17 protein-coding genes are annotated in these 18,129 nt (G+C 49.9%); 3 read left to right on the forward strand and 14 right to left on the reverse strand.

Annotated features, from left to right (window positions below):
* Positions 1 to 119: 119 nt before the first annotated feature.
* Positions 120 to 1,094 (reverse strand): DMT family transporter, encoded by a 975-nt coding sequence (locus MP213Fo_RS07220; protein ID WP_421090939.1) that lies wholly within the window; start codon positions 1,092 to 1,094, stop codon positions 120 to 122.
* Between the two features lie 616 nt (positions 1,095 to 1,710).
* Here MP213Fo_RS07220 and MP213Fo_RS07225 point away from each other — a divergent pair.
* On the forward strand, positions 1,711 to 3,048 hold the full coding sequence (locus MP213Fo_RS07225) for an MFS transporter (protein ID WP_421090940.1): 1,338 nt from the start codon (positions 1,711 to 1,713) through the stop codon (positions 3,046 to 3,048).
* A 51-nt stretch (positions 3,049 to 3,099) separates the two neighbouring features.
* Here the strand turns inward: MP213Fo_RS07225 and guaD are convergent, their stop codons facing one another.
* From guaD to MP213Fo_RS07245, 4 genes are all read right to left on the reverse strand, one after another.
* Positions 3,100 to 4,422 (reverse strand): guanine deaminase, encoded by a 1,323-nt coding sequence (gene guaD, locus MP213Fo_RS07230; RefSeq protein WP_421090941.1) that lies wholly within the window; start codon positions 4,420 to 4,422, stop codon positions 3,100 to 3,102.
* 69 nt (positions 4,423 to 4,491) lie between these two features.
* The gene (locus tag MP213Fo_RS07235; RefSeq protein WP_421090942.1) at positions 4,492 to 5,781 is read right to left on the reverse strand and encodes a urate hydroxylase PuuD; all 1,290 of its coding nucleotides are present in this window, start codon (positions 5,779 to 5,781) and stop codon (positions 4,492 to 4,494) included.
* A gap of 123 nt (positions 5,782 to 5,904) precedes the next feature.
* A complete protein-coding gene (locus MP213Fo_RS07240; RefSeq protein ID WP_421090943.1) occupies positions 5,905 to 7,107 on the reverse strand; it encodes an aminotransferase in 1,203 nt (400 codons plus the stop codon).
* A 54-nt stretch (positions 7,108 to 7,161) separates the two neighbouring features.
* The gene (locus MP213Fo_RS07245) at positions 7,162 to 7,686 is read right to left on the reverse strand and encodes a YbaN family protein (protein ID WP_421090944.1); all 525 of its coding nucleotides are present in this window, start codon (positions 7,684 to 7,686) and stop codon (positions 7,162 to 7,164) included.
* A gap of 673 nt (positions 7,687 to 8,359) precedes the next feature.
* Here MP213Fo_RS07245 and MP213Fo_RS07250 point away from each other — a divergent pair.
* Together MP213Fo_RS07250 and MP213Fo_RS07255 are read left to right on the forward strand one after the other, a co-directional pair.
* Positions 8,360 to 8,749 carry a septal ring lytic transglycosylase RlpA family protein gene (locus MP213Fo_RS07250; RefSeq protein ID WP_421090945.1) on the forward strand — a complete coding sequence of 130 codons (390 nt, stop codon included), beginning with the start codon at positions 8,360 to 8,362 and terminating at the stop codon, positions 8,747 to 8,749.
* A 174-nt stretch (positions 8,750 to 8,923) separates the two neighbouring features.
* Positions 8,924 to 9,550, forward strand: coding sequence for a transglutaminase-like cysteine peptidase (locus tag MP213Fo_RS07255; protein WP_421090946.1), 627 nt, complete (start codon positions 8,924 to 8,926; stop codon positions 9,548 to 9,550).
* Positions 9,551 to 9,569: 19 nt separating this feature from the next.
* Here the strand turns inward: MP213Fo_RS07255 and MP213Fo_RS07260 are convergent, their stop codons facing one another.
* The 9 genes from MP213Fo_RS07260 to MP213Fo_RS07300 all read right to left on the reverse strand — a co-directional run bounded on the left by MP213Fo_RS07260 (position 9,570) and on the right by MP213Fo_RS07300 (position 18,088).
* On the reverse strand, positions 9,570 to 11,105 hold the full coding sequence (locus tag MP213Fo_RS07260) for a YifB family Mg chelatase-like AAA ATPase (protein WP_421090947.1): 1,536 nt from the start codon (positions 11,103 to 11,105) through the stop codon (positions 9,570 to 9,572).
* A 143-nt stretch (positions 11,106 to 11,248) separates the two neighbouring features.
* Positions 11,249 to 12,190, reverse strand: a complete 942-nt coding sequence (gene gshB, locus MP213Fo_RS07265; protein WP_421090948.1) for a glutathione synthase — start codon at positions 12,188 to 12,190, stop codon at positions 11,249 to 11,251.
* Between the two features lie 270 nt (positions 12,191 to 12,460).
* Positions 12,461 to 12,754, reverse strand: coding sequence for a DUF1330 domain-containing protein (locus MP213Fo_RS07270; protein WP_421090949.1), 294 nt, complete (start codon positions 12,752 to 12,754; stop codon positions 12,461 to 12,463).
* A 15-nt stretch (positions 12,755 to 12,769) separates the two neighbouring features.
* Positions 12,770 to 13,519 (reverse strand): orotidine-5'-phosphate decarboxylase, encoded by a 750-nt coding sequence (gene pyrF, locus MP213Fo_RS07275; protein ID WP_421090950.1) that lies wholly within the window; start codon positions 13,517 to 13,519, stop codon positions 12,770 to 12,772.
* A gap of 123 nt (positions 13,520 to 13,642) precedes the next feature.
* The gene (locus MP213Fo_RS07280) at positions 13,643 to 14,359 is read right to left on the reverse strand and encodes an ABC transporter ATP-binding protein (RefSeq protein ID WP_421090951.1); all 717 of its coding nucleotides are present in this window, start codon (positions 14,357 to 14,359) and stop codon (positions 13,643 to 13,645) included.
* 8 nt (positions 14,360 to 14,367) lie between these two features.
* The gene (locus MP213Fo_RS07285; RefSeq protein WP_421090952.1) at positions 14,368 to 15,132 is read right to left on the reverse strand and encodes an ABC transporter ATP-binding protein; all 765 of its coding nucleotides are present in this window, start codon (positions 15,130 to 15,132) and stop codon (positions 14,368 to 14,370) included.
* Position 15,133: 1 nt separating this feature from the next.
* Positions 15,134 to 16,027 carry a branched-chain amino acid ABC transporter permease gene (locus MP213Fo_RS07290; protein WP_421090953.1) on the reverse strand — a complete coding sequence of 298 codons (894 nt, stop codon included), beginning with the start codon at positions 16,025 to 16,027 and terminating at the stop codon, positions 15,134 to 15,136.
* On the reverse strand, positions 16,015 to 16,977 hold the full coding sequence (locus MP213Fo_RS07295) for a branched-chain amino acid ABC transporter permease (protein WP_421088423.1): 963 nt from the start codon (positions 16,975 to 16,977) through the stop codon (positions 16,015 to 16,017). The genes MP213Fo_RS07290 and MP213Fo_RS07295 overlap by 13 nt, the downstream gene beginning before the upstream one ends.
* A gap of 121 nt (positions 16,978 to 17,098) precedes the next feature.
* A complete protein-coding gene (locus MP213Fo_RS07300) occupies positions 17,099 to 18,088 on the reverse strand; it encodes a hypothetical protein (RefSeq protein WP_421088424.1) in 990 nt (329 codons plus the stop codon).
* Positions 18,089 to 18,129 lie beyond the last annotated feature (41 nt).

Here is an 18,129-nt window from a genome sequence, read left to right on the forward strand (position 1 = left end):
CCCGCTTCATATTCAGGAATATTTTTATTGTTTCACTATGAAATAAGGCAGAAGCAGGCGGCGTCAATATAGTAAATTCAAATAACCAAAACGACAAAAATACCGAAATATTATGTTTATCAACGCTTTTGCTGAAGAACTAACCATCCTGAGATCAGAATAATAACCGCCCCCACCAGCATATGTAGCTCAACCGGTGCATTAAACAGCAGTGCCCCATAGAACAATCCCCAAATAATCTGGCTATATTGAACGGGTGCAACAACCGAGGCTGAGCCGAGCCGGAAAGCCTTCACAATCATCGTCTGTGCGAAAGCGATTAAACCACCGCCAAGCACTGCTAAGCCCAAATCCTGCCATACAGGTTGTACCAAGCCATTATACAATGCCAACAGCCCTGCAAAAACCGATTGCACAATAAGTAATGCCAGAACCAGTGCCTTATCGGACTCATCGTTTTTTGCACGCCGCAGCATAACCTGCGCAATGGCAAAAAATAGCGCTGAACCTAAAGCAGCAAAGTGACCGGCAGAAAGCGTGGCGCTACCGGGTTGCAAGACCCATATTACACCGGCAAAACCGAGAATAACCCCGATCCAGCCCCGTAATGACAGCCGCTCCCCCACCATGATAAAGGCAACAACGGCGACAAAAATTGGTGACAGAAAACCGAGCACATAAGCCTCAGCCAAAGGCAAAGCTGAAAAAGCATAATAAATCAGCAGAGTATTCATGGATAACAGCAGCGCTCGGCCAAAAGCCAGCTTGGGATAGCTCGGAACCAATTGCCTGACCTGCCCGCTCAAGGCACCATGACTGACAATAAACAGAAGAGCAAAAACGGACAATAAAAAGGTCGTCTCATAAACACCAACACGGGCGCTCAATGTTTTGACAATTGTATCTGCGCCTGAAAATGCCGTGAAGGCAATAAAGGCAATCAGAGCGGCCTGAAGATTGTTCGTTTGCGTATTCATAATGTCACTGTCATCAAGCGCCAGCATATCTGCCGGAATATTGCGGGATATTGTGCTTTCGGAGAGATATCCGGACAGGCTGTCGCTCTCCCACAAGCAGCATGTGACATCGGGCATAATACACGCCGTTATGTGCGCGTGACGTTACTGTTTCCTAACGGGAAAACAAGCAGGTTGAATTCATTTTCCGATAAATTTTTGATCTATATTACGTGCATGCATTTCCACCATTACGCACAACAGCAATATTATAACATTTGAAAACAATGATACGCACGAATATTTCACAAGCCGAAATAATGCGTCGGCAAGCTGCATAAAGATGCCTAAATCAGTAGACAAAGCCGTTTTATCATCATACGTCGTTTACGTTAAAGTCAAAAAATCTCTGTCGCGGGTATTTTCAGGCTGTATTTTTGTTAGGTCAGAACGATCCTGTCGAACGTTTAATGGAGTGAGGATGATCCTGCCGGACTTTTAAGTGAGTCAGGATGATCCTGCCGGATAATGCGCTGCTACCAGTTGGTTAGTGTTGATGTAACTTTGCCGGTTATTCATTTTGACAGAGTATTTTTTCGTTTCCATTTAGGAGAACAGCAACCCTCCCTCCATGACATAAATAGACAGTACCAGGCATGGCGGAACAAACGTACCTCCCAAGGCGTTTTCTCTCGCTGGCTTCTGTTGCTGCCAGCAGTCAGGCGTTGCTTTTTGGTGTAAGATTGGATTTTAAATGTCTCATTCAGACAATGTTCTGCCGGTCAATGATCTGGCAGGAAATGGTCCTGTAGTTGAACTGGACCGTAAAACCCGCATTAAGTCTATTCTCGGCGGTTCTGCCGGTAATCTGGTAGAATGGTATGACTGGTATGTTTATGCCGCTTTTACCCTCTATTTCGCACCTAAGTTTTTTCCCTCAGGTAACCAGACAGCCGAGTTGCTAAGTGCGGCTGCGGTTTTTGCTGTCGGCTTTCTAATGCGCCCGATCGGCGCGTGGATCATGGGTATTTACGCTGACCGTAAAGGCCGTAAAGCCGGTTTGACACTATCCGTCACTTTGATGTGCATTGGCTCACTGATGATCGCTGTGACACCGGGCTATGAAACAATCGGCGTGATGGCGCCGGCATTGCTGGTTTTTGCCCGTTTGTTACAAGGGCTGAGTGTTGGTGGTGAATATGGTGCCAGTGCTACGTATTTGAGTGAAATGGCCGGCAAAAACCGTCGCGGCTTTTTCTCCAGCTTCCAATATGTAACCCTTATTGCCGGTCAGCTGGCCGCACTGGGTGTCTTGCTGGTGTTGCAACGTCTTCTCACTCCCGAACAGCTGGGTGATTGGGGTTGGCGTATTCCGTTTTTCATCGGTGGTCTGTTGGCTATTTTTGTGTTCTGGGTTCGTCGCGGTTTGGTTGAAACACAGTCATTTAATAATGCCAAAGGTGGCGATAAGCCCCGTTCAAGCGGCCTAGCACTGTTTACCCATTACCCTAAAGAAGCTTTTACCGTACTGGCATTGACTGCCGGTGGTACTCTGGCATTTTATACCTACACGACCTATTTGCAAAAATTCCTCGTCAACACTTCCGGTTTCAGCAAGGAATCGGCCAGTGAAATTACGGCGCTGGCATTGCTGGTCTTTATGCTGATCCAGCCATTAGCCGGTGCGCTTTCGGACCGTGTCGGCCGTAAGCCGTTGATGATTGGCTTTGGTGTTATGGGCGTGCTGTTTACCTATCCGATTTTCACCACGCTCTCGACAACCACCAATCCGTATATGGCGTTTGGCCTGTCGATGGCCGGCCTGATTATTGTGACCGGCTACACCTCAATCAATGCGGTGGTAAAGGCAGAAATGTTCCCTGCCCATATCCGTGCACTCGGTGTGGCATTGCCTTATGCACTGGCCAACACTTTGTTCGGTGGTACCGCAGAATGGGTGGCGCTGAAGTTTAAAATCTCGGGCTATGAGAGCTGGTTCTTCTGGTATGTGACTATCATGATCGGTCTGTCACTGATCGTGTATATCCGAATGAAAGAAACCCGTGACCATAGTCATATTCATGAAGATTAATCTGATCTGACAAAAAAACCGGCCGGATATCATAATCCGGCCGGTTTTTATTCATGCCGGTTTGCAAGCCTTACCTGCAATATAGGTTTCAACAATGGCGCGGTCATCGCCCAGTGTTTGCAGCAAGAATAATTCTTGCGCCAGATTTGAGCCTGCATCCATGCGCAACCGCATTGCAGCGGTAGCACGGCTGTTGAGTACCACCAGATCTGCCTCGGTGCCCGCTTCCACGGTTCCGATTTTATCCTCCATCGACAAGGCCCGCGCATTGCCCAGCGTCATCATGTAAAAAGATGACAGGGGATTGAGCCGCTGGCCGCGTAATTGCAGCACTTTATAGCCCTCATCGAGTGTTCTCAGCATTGACCAGCTGGTGCCGCCACCAATATCGGTGGCTACGCCAATCCGCACACCAGCAGCCCGCAAACCATCCCGATCGAACAGGCCGCTACCAAGAAACAGATTGGATGTCGGACAGAATACAGCAACCGAGCCAGTTTCGGCCAGCACTGTGACCTCACGCTCCGACAAGTGGATCGCATGGCCCAGCAAAGTTTTGCGCCCCAGCAAGCCATAATGCTCATATATGCCGGTATAATCAGGCGCTTGCGGATACAAGGAACAAGTGAATTCGATTTCAGCATGATTTTCCGACAAATGTGTCTGCACATAACAATCCGGATATTCACGCACCAGCGCCTGCGATGCTTCAAGCTGTGCCGGTGTTGATGTGATCGCAAAGCGGGGTGATATGGCATAATCCAGCCGCCCTTTACCATGCCAGCGCGCAATCAACGCCTTGGTATCGTCATAACCCGATTGTGCTGTATCACACAGCGCCGATGGTGCATTGCGATCCATCATCACTTTGCCGGCAATATTACGCATATTTCGCTTTTCACTGGCACGGAAAAATGCATCCACACTTTGCGGATGTACCGAACCATAGGCTGCCACCGTTGTTGTGCCATGGCGTAGTAATTCATCAATAAAGCGCTCAGCAATGTGTTCACCGAATTGCTCATCAGCGTATTTTTGCTCTTCGATAAATGTATAATCATTGAGCCAATCAAGCAGTTCTGCCGCATAAGAGGCCACAACCTGACCTTGCGGAAAATGAATATGCGTATCAATAAAGCCCGGTAAAATCAGGTGCGGGCGGTGATCTGTGATGCCGGTGTCAGGTGATGTCTCACTCGCCACAACACTATAATCGCCAACAGCTTTAATCAGCCCGCCCTCCATGAGCACCGCGCCATCTTCATAATACTGATAGCTGGTCGTATCGCTGATATCTTGCGGTTCACGGGTAAAACTCAGAACACGGCCACGAATAAGATGCTGACCGGACTGTACTGGCTTAGTTAAAGACATCGTAAAATCCCCGCTTAAAAACACATATGAGATCAATCAACCCGATTGAAAGTCAGTTGTAAGAGCGTTTTAATTTTTTATTGAAGCCGGAAAACCTGTTCCCACTTTTCCTGAAACTGCTTTAGCGGCGGATGCGGTTTCATACCAGCGCCGCAACAGCAGCCGCTCCTCCACAGTCATGCCGGTCAAATTGGCTGGCGGCATAGCTTGAGAACGCGCCGCGTGCAGATAAATCTCCCGTGCATGAGCGGCAATGCTTATGTCGCTGTCCAGCACCACACCTTTGGGTGCGACCAGCACACCCTCCCATGCCGGCTCAGCAGTATGGCACATCGAGCAGCGCCCCAGCACCGTATCGCGAACCATGTCAAATTCCGGCACGTTAATGAAACTTTGCTGAAGTGGTGAAGCCATTGTTGAAGCTTGCGCCTGACCGGAATTTTCCAGTTGCTTCGGTTCTGTGGAGAGCCACATGATCACGATAAACAACAGTACCGTTGCCAGCCAGACCCAAGTCGGGCTGCCTTTGCGCGCATGGCGGGTGTTAAACCAGTGGCGGATTGTGACCCCCATCAGAAACACCAATGAAGCGATGATCCAGTTATATTTGGTGCCGAAAGCCAAAGGGTTATGGTTCGACAACATCAGAAAGATCACGGGCAGCGTCAGATAATTATTATGGGTAGACCGCTGTTTGGCAATCACACCATATTTGGGATCAGCTTTGCGCCCCGCAATCAGATCGGCGACCACTTTTTTCTGATTGGGGATAATGATCATAAACACATTGGCAGACATGATTGTTGCCGTGAATGCGCCAAGATGCAAAAACGCTGCCCGTCCCGTAAACAGCTGCGTATAGCCCCATGCCATTGCCACCAGAACGAAATATAAAATCACCATCAGCTGCGTGGTGTTACGGCCAAGCGGAGATTTGCACAGCTGATCATAAACAACCCAGCCACCGGCAATGGATGCCAGCGAAATCGCAATAGCAGTCCCGCGTGAAACATTGAGCACTTGCGGATCAATCAGATAAAGATCGGCACTGCCATAATAGACAATACAAAGCAGCGCAAATCCCGACAGCCATGTGGCATAGGATTCCCACTTAAACCAGATCAGGTCTTCCGGCATCCGTGCCGGTGCCACCAGATATTTCTGAATATGATAAAAACCGCCGCCATGCACCTGCCATTCCTCGCCATAAGCACCGGGCGGCAGATCGGGGGCTTTGCGCAAGCCAAGATCAAGAGCAATGAAATAGAAAGACGAGCCGATCCACGCAATCGCGGTAATAACGTGTAACCAGCGCATAGCAAAGCCAAGCCAGTCCCACGCAAGTGCCAGTTCAAACATGCATTCCTCCCCGATATGCAGCAGATCAATCCGCACTATAGGGGAAGAAACAAGTTAAACGCTACCGGATTATATGCGGCACAATGCGCGCATATAATCCGGGCGCGCATATAATCCGGCCTGTCAGTCAAAACTGAGGGAAGCGATACGCTGTGGCAGACCGGCAATGGTTTCCGCATCAACATTGGCAAATGCAAACCGCAGGAACTGCTGCTGACCTTCACCAAAATAAGCGCCGGGGATGGTTATTACACCACAGGTCTTAGCCAGTCTTTCAGACACTTCTGCCGATTCCACACCGTCGAAAGGATGACGTACAAAAGCGAAATAAGCCCCCACTGCGATGGCTTCCCAGCCCGGCATCTCACCAATTGCAATACGCAGAGCCTGCGCACGGCGGGCAATTTCACGCCGATTTTCATTGCGCCATTCAGTTAATGGTTCAATGGCTTCAGCGATCGCAGCCTGCGGTGGCTGCGGAGCACAAATCTGCAGATTGTCCATGATCTTGGCAATTTCATAAATCACATTCTCTGCGGCAATGATTGCGCCAAGACGGTGCCCGGGAATACAAAATGATTTTGAGAAGCTGTAAAGCTGGATCAGATTATTGCCCCAATCGCTTTCATCAAACAGCATGTGCGGCGCTGCATCAGCATCATCCAGAAAATCCCGATAGGTTTCATCCACAATCAGCCAAGTGCCATTATCACGGCAAATATCATATAGTTCCTTGAGCACTTGCGGTGAATAAACCGCACCGGTCGGATTATTGGGGGTGACCAGCGCCAGCGCTTTAACCCCTGAATGCAGCAGCATCTTCAACTCTGCAGGATCAGGCACAAAACCGTTTTCAGCACGGCAAGGCATCAGCTCCAGCTTAATGCCAAGCATAGAGAGCGAGGTTTCATGGTTGAAATAAAGCGGATTGCTAAGCATCACTGTATCACCGGCGCCTGCAAGCGCCATTACGGCAGCAATAAATGCCTGATTACAGCCGGCAGTAATATGCACCTGCGCCGCGTTCACCGGCGCATTATAAACGTCGCTGACATGTTTGGCATAGGCCTCACGCAAAGCCGGCACACCCTCAATCGGGCCATAACTTGCATAGTCTTTTGATGAAGCTGCCACGCCGAGTAAACGCAACATTTCATCATGAGGCGGATATCCCGGTACGGCCTGCGATAAATCAATCACTGGCCCAAGCGCGCCATTATAGGCCTGCGCCCAGGCTTTAACTGCCGGAATAGGCGGAAAAGACAGGGCAGAGATAACCGGATTAATTCGTGGCTGGGTAAGATTATTGATCTTCAGGTCGTTCATACAGCTTCCCTCATTATACCATACCCGCTGACCAATCAGATCTGGCAGCGGATATTACTCCTCTGGTCGGGATACCACATAGTACGCACAAGCCAACATAAAAACCGCAACACCTGCCGCCAAATACAAGCCGGGCTGCGCACTCCATAAGAAAAGCGCATAGCCAACCATCATGCCGCCACAGGCAAATTTTTTAGCCCGACGCGGAATTGCGCCGCGGTCACGCCATTTAATCACCAAAGGTCCGAAATGCGGATGTGCCAGAATGCGCTTTTCAAGCTTGGGTGATGAGCGGGCAAAAAACCACGCCGCGAGAATGATAAAAATTGTGGTGGGCATGACCGGCAGAACGGCACCGATGATCCCCAGCAACAGCATAACAAGACCAAGGAAAAAATACAGCGCACGCTGTGGCCCCGATAATAAAATGGCGGGCTTAGCTGACAAATCGCCATCCTGTTGCAACGCCGCTACGCCCTCAGGGCTTGTTAACGGCTGCTGTGCGGTAGTTTCAGCCGATTGCTCCGCAATGGGATCAGCCTGCTGTTGCCCAGCAAAATCAGATGGAGGAAGCGACATAAAAAATACCCGATGCAATCTTCAGTGTTGCAGTAAAATCTTCAAGGGGGAAACGACCTTAATCACAGCCCCCGATTCTGCAAAATACGCAAAAATAATGGCCAAAAACCCTGTGAACATGGTCTAAACTTAAAAGATGATAGAGGCAATCAGCTTTCAAAAATGTGATAACACCGAAAAATCACATTATCGCCACAATTAGCGCCAGCGTGCGCATCTGTTTTTACACTTGGAATACAAACATAGATTGCATGATTTTTGCGCCTCAGTATACCAGACTCAGTTTTGAATCCCTTTATAAACATGCACAATTCTTGAATCTTTGAATCCATGGGGCCATATTTATATAATATATAATTTATCTTATGTATTAAAATAAAATCCATAAGTATAAACTTGTTAAATAAAAGCACAAAATACAGATTAATATTTAATATAACGTAATTTTACAGACTGTTAACCTAAAATTCATATCCACATATATTCTTTTAATGACCATTTCGATGACACATTTACATTGCTAATGCACATCTGACCTTCTGATATTTCAGACATTTGCTAACGACCGGCCGGTTCATGCCTTGTAGTTTGATCTGCAGCTCCTTTTTCCGCCTGTCACAACGGTCACGCCAAGCCAGTCGTATCAACAGGATGCAACCGCAAGGCGATGACAATGGTACGAGCTATGACGACGACCTGCACGAAACACCTGCCTGCTTTATTTGCTTTCATTGCCGCTGTTTTTATAATTTCAGCACTCTCTGCCAACCATGCTGAAGCCGCATCCGTTAATTGCGGCCGCGCCTCATGGTATGCCCTGACCTCCAAGACCGCATCAGGTGAACGTATGAACCCTGCCGGTCTCACTGCTGCACATCGCAGCCTGCCACTTGGCAGTAAAGTACGGGTGACCAATCAGAGCAATGGCAAGTCGCTTGTCGTGCGCATTAATGATCGTGGCCCGTTCATAAAAGGCCGGGTGCTGGACCTTTCAAAAGGTGCTGCCAAGCAGCTCGGCTTCATCAATGCCGGCCATACCAATGTTTGCTATAACAAGCTTTAAGCGCCTTATTCATATGGGCATGCGCTGAAAATATTGTGCTCACGCCCCCCCCCCCAATTTCACGTTAACCATTCTTTAAGAAACAGCTGTGCTGTGTCTTGCATACAATTGACTCTCACACGTTACAGATATTAATATTTTGTTAATAAATGACTTGTGACTGAGGCGTTGTGTATGTTCAGTTTTGTAAACATTAAAAATCTGGCACTGTCAGCCGCAGGCTTGGCATGTGCGCTTGGATTTGCAATGCAGCCAGCGCTTGCAGCACAGGCAGACAATCCTTTTATGTCCACCGGTGGCCTGACATCACAGCCAATTGGTCATTATGAATTGTGCAAACGTCTGCCAAATGAATGCAATATTACATTCAATCAAACGGCACCAGCCAAGCTCGACCAGACTGTCTGGGCTAAAATTGTTCAGATCAACACCGATGTGAATGCCCGCATTCACCCGATGACGGATATAGAACTCTACGGGCAGGAAGAATATTGGGCTTATCCCGTCACTGCCGGTGATTGTGAAGATTACGTCTTGCTCAAGCGCCGTGAACTGGCGCAGGCCGGCGTGCCGCTCAGCTCACTACTGATCACAGTTTTGCGTAAACCTGATGGCGAGGGTCATGCCGTTTTGACCGTGCGCACGGATCGCGGTGATTTCATTCTTGATAATCTGACAGACACTGTAAAAAACTGGCAGGAAACCGATTACACTTACCTCAAGCGACAGGCTGCCAATCATACCGGTCGCTGGGTTTCTATTGAAACACCAAGCAATCTGGTTGTCGGCGCAATCAAATAACAGCCACGCTCCCCGTTCTTTACACAGTCACCCATTCCGCAACACCGCGATAAGACACCGCCTCAGCCAAATGCTGACGATCGACATGCGTGGAGCCGTCAAGATCAGCGACTGTGCGTGCGACTTTCAAAACTCTGTGATAGGCACGGGCCGATAATCTCAGTTTTTCACTCACATCGTAAAGCAGTTTACGCCCCTCCGCACTTAATGAGGCCACTGCCTCTAGCAGATTGGGCGGGCAACCGGCATTGGTTGTTACATGGGCGCAGCCCAGCGCGTGGTAGCGGCTTTCCTGCACCATACGCGCCGCGGCCACACGCTGCGCCACCATAGCGCTACTTTCAGCACCAGTAGTTAGAATCAGATCAGAGGGTTTCAGCGCAGCGACATCTACCCGCAAATCTATGCGATCAAGCAGCGGGCCGGAAATCCGCGCCTGATAATCACTGCGGCAGCGCGGCCCCCTTGCACAGGTAAAGCCCGGCTCACTCGCCATGCCGCACCGGCACGGATTCATCGCTGCTACCAGCTGAAAACGCGCCGGATAGCTGACACGATGATTAACGCGCGCAATCAGACATTCGCCGGTTTCCAGCGGCTGGCGCAAAGAGTCCAGAACCTGCGGTGAAAACTCCGGAAACTCATCCAGAAACAAAACGCCATGATGCGCCATCGATATCTCACCCGGCCGCGCTTTATGGCCGCCACCAACCATCGCCGCCATAGATGCGGAGTGATGCGGCGCCCGAAATGGCCGCCGGTCGGTCAGCCTTCCGCCGGATAATGTACCGGATATTGAGGCGATCATCGACACATCCAACATTTCACGCGGGGATAAAGGTGGTAAAATTCCGGGTAATCTTTGTGCCAGCATTGATTTGCCTGACCCCGGAGAGCCGACAAATAACAGATTATGATTACCGGCAGCGGCGACCTCAAGTGCACGTTTCGCGGTTTCCTGCCCCTTAACATCCGACAGATCAGGCAGGGAGCCTAAATTTTCATTAAAGCTCTGCAAGGCCGGTTGCGGGCGCGCTATAACTTGTGTGCCTCTGAAGTGGTTCGCCAGTGCGATCAGGCTGCGCGGATTAAGAATATCCATCTGCGCATCGGCCCATGCGGCTTCAGCTCCGCAGGCATAAGGACAAATCAGACCTTTATCAAAAATATTGGCGGTGATCGCCGCCGGTAACACACCGGCAACCGGTGCAATCGTACCATCCAAGGCAAGCTCGCCCAGAACCACATAAGCGTTCAGGCAATCTTCCGGCAATGCCCCCACTGCCACCATCAGCCCCATGGCAATCGGCAGATCATAATGGGAGCCTTCTTTAGGTAAATCTGCAGGCGCCAGATTAATGGTTACTTTTTTAACGGGCATTGAAAGACCACAAGCATGCAAAGCCGCCTGCACGCGCTCACGGCTTTCAGCCACAGCTTTATCCGGCAGGCCGACAATCGACATGCTCATCTTGCCAGGTGCAGCCATCACCTGCACATCGACGAGCTTGGCCTCGATGCCATGAAAAGCAACCGTACTCACCCGTGCGATCATTTTGAGGCCCCCGCCTGATGCTCTGTGGCGTCAGTTTAAACAGGGGAAATGCACAGCCGCAACAAACAAAAACACCAGAGCTGCAAATGAGCTTCTGGTGTTTTATTAATTATATCAATTAGTTAAATTGAAGTATGTGCTGGTCAGGCGCGTTTTGCTTCCACAGCATCCCAGAACAGATGAGCAATATCAGCACCGCCAAAACGCTTGATCTCACGAATACCGGTTGGCGACGTCACGTTGATTTCAGTCATGTAATCGCCGATCACATCAATACCAACGAGAATAAAACCGCGCTCTTTTAAGGACGGGCCGATACGGGCACAAATTTCTTTTTCACGCTCGGTCAAAACCGTTGCTTCCGCGCGGCCACCAACATGCATATTGGAACGGGCATCGCTTTCGGCAGGAATGCGGTTCAATGCACCAACAGCCACGCCATCAATCAGGATAATGCGCTTGTCACCCGCACGCACATCTTTCAGGTAGCGCTGGGCAATAAACGGCTCGCGATACATCTGCTCGAACATTTCCAGCAGTGAGGTCAGATTGCGGTCATCACTGGTCAGATGGAACACACCCGCACCGCCATTACCGTAAAGCGGCTTGATAATAATATCACCAAACTCTTTGCGGAATTTAAGCACTTCCTGCAAATCTTTGGTGATCAGTGTTTCCGGCATCAGATCCGGAAATTCAGTCACAAAGATTTTCTCAGGGCTGTTGCGCACCCATGCCGGATCATTCACCACCAGCGTTTTGGGGTGAATACGCTCCAGAAGATGTGTTGTGGTGATATAGTTCATGTCAAAAGGCGGATCCTGACGCAGCAGGATAACATCCATTTCCGACAGGTCTGTATGGACGGCAGCGCCGAGTGTGAAATGATCACCCTCAATATCGCGCACCTGCAAAGGCTCCAGTGCCGCACTGACCACGCCATCACGCATTGAAAGCCGGTCCGGCGTATAATGGTAAAGTTCATGGCCACGCTCAGCTGCCGCAAGGCACAAAGCAAAGCTGGTATCGCCCGCGATACGAATGGAGTTGATATGGTCCATCTGAACCGCAATTTTCAAAGCCATGATGCCCTCTGTAATCCGAATTTCACCAGAGCGCCTCACGCCCATAGCGGATCGTAGCGGCTGCTCTCAATGTTTTTTAGTGAACGCATTATCATGCCGTTCAAACTGAACCAGCTTGAGCGTGAAATGCTTTAATATTCATTGCATATTTAATGCAAAATACCGGCCAGTAAAGGCCGGTATTTATAATCTTGTTACAGTCCGCCTTCAGACATGTCTGCAACTTGTGTTGAGAAGAGTTGGGTATGCCTTGTTACGAGCTGATCAGGGTCAGGGGGCATTGCCTTCAACGATAATAATTTCACCGTCAGCCACTGTCTGGCGGATAGCCGCCGCAGCCTGATATTCAGGCGAATTATAGCAATCCAGCGCATCTTGCATGCTCGGAAATTCGATAATGACATTGCGGGCGCGGCCTTCACCTTCGACTGCATGTGCAACACCGCCACGGGCAATGAAATTGGCGCCATAGCGCTCGAATGCAGGTTTTGCGCCAGCTACATAATCTTTGTAACGCTCCGCATCGCGCACATCCACACGGGCAATCCAATATGCTTTTGTCATATTCGCATCCCAATTTTAAACAGCTGCAGCCATTTCTTCCAATATTTTTTGTGCCATCGCCTTGCGGTCTGCAGCACCAATAATCGGACGCGCCACCACCAGATGGCTTGATCCGGCACGCAATGCATCTGCTGGTGTCATCACCCGCTTCTGGTCACCGGCTTCACTGCCACTCGGGCGAATACCCGGGGTAACAATAGCCATGTCCTGACCAACCACTGCACGAATAGCGGCCGATTCGGCCGCAGAAGCAACAATGCCCCCCATTCCGGCATCATAGGCCTGCTGTGCACGGCGCAATACCAGCTGTTCCGGTGTACCGCTGTAACCGGCTTCCAACATATCAGCCTGATCCATAGAGGTTAGTACTGTTACGCCAAGCAAGCACAGATCAGAGCCTTTGGCGGCTTGCACAGCGGCACGCATTGCTTTCGGATAGGCGTGCAGGGTCATCATAGTTACGCCGCGCTTGGCGATATTTTCCACGCCTTTAGCAATGGTATTATCGATATCCAGTAATTTAACGTCGAGGAATACTTTTTTGCCCATGCCGAGCAGGCGCGAAGCAAAATCAAGCCCGCCAGCCCCCGTACTACCAGCCCCTGTACTATATGTATCATGCGCCATTTGTGAGAACACCAGCTGATAGCCGATTTTATAAAAAGAGACCGTATCACCCAGCTCTTCAACCACAGCTTCTGCCGCGCCGATATCCGGCACATCAAGACCTACAATCAACCGGTCTCTTACGTTATTCACATCCATAGCCGTCTCCGCAATCTCATATCAAACCTATTCCGCCTCTTCTTTCGCATAACATGCGTTGACAGGAAAGCTCAGAATTTGCCGATCAGACTGCGGAGAGTATTTCGCTACAGCTTAAAAAGATTATCCTCCCAGATAGGCTTTGCGCACTTTTTCATTACCCAGAATATCTTCAGGCGTACCGTCGAACTCATTTAACCCTCCGGCAAGGACATAGCCCCAATCCGATATGGAAAGTGAAATCTGGGCATTTTGCTCAACAATCATAATGGCACGCTCAGATGAGCGCAGGCTCTCAATGTGATCAAAAATCCCTGCTGCTGCGACCGGTGACAGGCCTGCAGACGGTTCATCAATCAACAATAACCGCGGATCGGTCATTAAGGCTGCACTGAGCGCTACAATCTGGCGTTCCCCGCCACTTAGCACGCCCGCATGACGGTTTAAAAAACGCTTCAAGACCGGAAAGGTTTGGATGAGTTCATCAATTTTGGTTTTTGCCTGTGCTTTTGAAAGCGACCATGCGCCAAGCTGCAAATTTTCCAAAACTGTCAGCGAGGCGAAGACACCTGAAAGTTGCGGCACATAAGAAATACCCGCAGCCGACCGTTTCTCGGGCGACAGCCCAAGAATGTCTTTGCCATCAAATTCCAACTTGCCTTTAGCCCACGGAACAAGCCCGATCAGGGTTTTAAGAAAAGTAGATTTACCGCAGCCATTGGGACCAATAATCGTAACAATCTTACCGGTCTCCGCCTTCATATTGATGCCGAACAGAATCTCATTGGCGCCATAGCCTGCGCGGATACCTTCCGCATTTAAGATGATACCGTTACTCATATCTGCCCTCAGCGAAGATCCCGTGCACGACCCAGATAGGCCTCAAGCACAGCCGGATTAGTCCGGATGGTTTCATAATTGCCGGAAGCGATCAGTTTTCCTGCATCAAGCACATAGATATCGTCGCAGACCTGCCCCACGAAGCGCATATCGTGCTCAACCAGCAAAATAGTCTTGCCATGCACATCACGCATCTGGCGCAGCATCCCGGCAATGCGATCACGAAGAACCGGATTGACGCCTGCTGCCGGTTCATCAAGCAAAATCACCTCGGCACCCGTGGCCATAGCCCGGGCTATAGCGAGGAGTTTTTGCTGGCCGCCGGAAATAGACCCGCAATATTCATCTGCAATATGGGCTATTTCGAACTCTTCCAGCAATTGCCGGGCTTTATCCCGCAGGACTGCTTCCTGACGACGGATAGAACCGCGCCTGAACAAAGCATCAAAGAGCGATGCTGATTGTTTGGGGAATGATGCCAGAATACTTTCTTCAACGGTCAGGAATTTGGTATCAGGCTGCAGCTGGAACGTACGGCAAAGCCCCATACGGGCAATCACTTCGGGACGCTCGCCGCAAATCTCGCGTCCCTTGAGAGAAACCTGACCGGCATCCGCCTCAAGAAAGCCTGAGATAACGGCAAATAAAGTGCTTTTACCGGAGCCGTTCGGACCAACCAGCCCGATGATTTTTTGTTGTGGCAGATCAATCGATACATCGCAAAGTGCTGTAAGGCCGCCAAATGTTTTGGTGACGGAGGTAACATGCATCATATCAGAATGCCCTCCGTGTTTCAGGAAGCAGCCCTGCAGGGCGGCGGATCATCATCACAATCAACAACAGACCAATCGCAACAAGGCGCAACGCTCCCAGCACATCGCCATCAATTGGCAGATAGTCTTTGAGATAACGCGTTGAATTATAGAGAGCGACGATCAAAACAACACCGATGATCGAGCCGGTTATATTGCCCTTACCACCCACAATCAGCATCGTCCAAACCAGCAATGTCAGGACCAATGTCATATCGTCGGGTGAAATAAAGGTGACATAGGACGCATAAAGTGAACCGGATAAACCCATTAATCCGCAACCGACAGCCAGTGTCAGCGCCCGCAATTTATGCACGGATTTTCCCAGCGACAGTGCGAGGTCTTCATTCTCGCGCACAAGGCGCAAATCACGGCCAAAGGGCGAATGTTTAAGCGCTGTGCAAAACCATACCACCGCCGCAAGAATAACCAGCACCATAGCAAGATAAGCATAGGGATACACGGTTTCGGGTATATAGCTCGAAAGCGGACGCGGAATGCCTTCAATGCCGAAAGTTCCTTTGGTAAGCCAGCTTTCATTGGTAACAATGAGACGTGCAATTTCGCCAAATGCGATTGTTGCAATCGCCCAGTGCCCCGCTTTCAGCGATGCGATAACCGAGGCGAGCCCCCAACCAATCAGAGCCGCACCCAATATTGCGCAGATGGCAGCAACACCAAATGGAACACCGGCTAAACTGAGAATGGCAGAAATATAGGCGCCGGTTCCGAAAAAACCCGCAACGCCAAAATTAGCAAGCCCTGCAAAACCAAACTGAATATTAAGCCCCGCTGTGGCGATGGCGTAGATAGCGCTCATCGTTAAAAGATGTAGCGCGATATTTATGTATTCCATGTCGCATCTCCGGTCTTTTTACGAACTGCGTTTTTACGGGAGAAGGGTTTAAAGCGGCCACGCAGCGGGCGGGCCTGCAGATACAACGTAACCATGAGAATAGTGAACATGATTGCCATTTTGTAACCGGTTGGTATCGCCAGAAAATATGTATCTTCACCAACAAGACCAAGGGTTTTAAACAGAGGTGCAAAATTAATAGAAAGCAGCAGATTCTCAGCCAGAGAAATCAGCAATGCCCCTAATAATGCGCCATACATGCCGCCAACGCCGCCAAGCGTAACTGCCGCAAATGCCGCCAGCATCAGCTCACTGCCAGCAGTCGGGCGAACACCAAGTTCAAGCGTAAACAAAATACCGCAGATACCAGCGATACATCCGCTGATAAACCAGACATGCAAGATGGTGCGATTAGAGTTGATCCCGCGCGCGCTGGCCAGTGAAGGATCTGCAGACACAGCACGGATAGAGCGGCCAAGCTTGGTGTAAAACAGCAGAAAATGCATCGCAATCACAGTTGCTGCAGCAATAGCAATAATCGCTATCTGCACATCAGTAATGCGGATCGGCCCCCAAACAAAGATTTTAGGCAGGCGGTTTTCAAGATTGAGATTGTTGGGTCCAAAAATGGCCTGACTACCATTTTGCATGATGATGGATATCCCGAAAGACACGATCATCAAGGTTAAAACCGAGGCTGTGCGCAAATGGCGAAACACCATTTTGTCCATCACAATACCGGCAAAACCGGCAATCGGAATAGCGATTAATGCGGCAACGAGCAGCGGCATGCCCAAACCATGGATCAGTGCATAGGCGCTGTAACCGGCGACAATAGCCAACTCGCCTTGTGCAAAATTAGGAAGCTTTAAAACAGAATATACAAGAGAAAGGCTGATCGCCAGTAGCCCAAGTTGGGCAGCATAGGTCAACGAATTGATCAATGACATTGCTAGCATTTCATGAGTACCTCACACTGACAGGGCTCAAACGGACAACTCCCATTTTGTCATCACGGTTGCAGGGCAAACTGGCTCTGCAACCGTGACAGATGAATCAGTGAAGCAAGAATTATGCGTCTTTGAGTGCTTTTGCGAGCAATGGCGCCCAATAGGTAATCATGAAATCCGCACCAGCGCGGCGGAAGCTTGTCATCAGTTCTGCCGAGCAGGCAGCGCTGGAAAGACCGGCATTTTCAGCGCCATATTCAACCATCGCATAATCACCGCTGATGCTGAAGGCTGAGACCGGCAGGCCGAACTTATCTTTCAGTGTACGGATCACATCCTGATATGGTGTAGCCGGCTTGACATTGATCATGTCGGCGCCCTGCTCTACATCGGCTTTGGCAATGCGGATCGCATCGTCAATATTGCCAGGCTCAATATAATAAACGCTTTTATCATAACCATAGCTCTGGCCGGTGCCGGTAAAATCAGTGCCGGCTTTGAAAAAGGCCGAGTTGAATTTGACCGACGACATCAGGATAATATCGTCAAAGCCTTCCGCATCCAGCGCTTCACGCACAGCGGCCACACGGCCATCAACCATTGTTGAGCAACACAGCACATCAATACCGGCTTTTGCCCAGGTGACAGCGATTTTTCTCAACGCATCGCGGGTAGCAACATTGTCGATCTTCTGGTTAGCATCCAGCACGCCACCCACCTGATGATCGGTGAAATAACCAAAATAGCTATCGCCAACGATCAGCAGCTTATCACCAACCGCTTCACGGATGCGGCGTGTTGTTTCTGCGACAACGCCGGTATCAGACCACGCATCGGATGCCACACCATCACGCTTTGCAGGAATACCGATCAGATAAACTCCGCCTACACCGAGCTCAACCAGTTCCTTGGCTTTTTCGACAGCTGCATCAATAGAATAACGGAAAACGCCCGGCATCTTGTTAACAGCAACAGGCTCAGAGATATTAGCATCCACCGACATCGGGAATACCAGCTGCTCGCCCGTAAAACCGTTTTGGCGAATGATGGCGCGGCGTGCCGCAGTGAGCTTGAGTTTGCGCGGATTGTCGAAGTTAGGAAGATTGGTCATGATATTGTCTCGCAGATGAATAAGGAACGGCAGCGGTGAAC

It is taken from the genome of Pseudochrobactrum mosebachae (assembly GCF_048914685.1).
Classification (GTDB): domain Bacteria; phylum Pseudomonadota; class Alphaproteobacteria; order Rhizobiales; family Rhizobiaceae; genus Pseudochrobactrum.